Annotated in this window: 1 pseudogene; it reads left to right on the top strand. The window is 56.0% G+C overall.

What is annotated here, in order from left to right:
* Window positions 1–50: 50 nt before the first annotated feature.
* Window positions 51–561, top strand: a pseudogene (locus ACK8OE_RS20910) (IS5 family transposase); the annotation flags it as partial.

The following is a 561-nucleotide window of genomic DNA, read 5'->3' as shown; positions in this document are numbered from 1 at the left end:
TAGGGTTTGTGGGGATTCACAGATGGATCGAATTGTGATTCATACTGTTAATGGACCGCAATATTCTGACAGATGCCCAATGGGCCAAGATCGAACCGCACTGTTTGGGGAAGCGCACTGACCCCGGACGCAGCGGCGGAGATAACCGGCGCTTTATGGAGGCCGTGCTTTGGATTGCTCGTACCGGCAGTCCTTGGCGCGACCTTCCGGCGCATTACGGCAACTGGAGCACAGCGTTTCGCCGCTTCAGTGACTGGCGCAAAGCCGATGTTTTTAAACGGATATTTGATGCCTGCTCGGATGATCCAGATATGGAATACGCGATGGTCGACGCCACGATAGTCAAGGTCCACCGTCATGGCCAGGGCGCTAAAGGGGGACTCAGAGCCAGGCCATAGGCCGCTCAAAGGGCGGCATGACCACTAAAATCCTCGCCTTGACAGATGCCTTTGGCAATCTCGTGCGCTTTGAACTGTTGCCGGGGCATCGGTTCGATACGGTGGGCGTTGAACCGCTTCTGACAGGCATCAGCTTCGGAGCCTTGTTGGCCGACAAGGCTTT

This window comes from Asticcacaulis sp. W401b (assembly GCF_046503825.1).
GTDB lineage: Bacteria > Pseudomonadota > Alphaproteobacteria > Caulobacterales > Caulobacteraceae > Asticcacaulis.
This window is presented reverse-complemented; position numbering and strand designations above follow the sequence as displayed.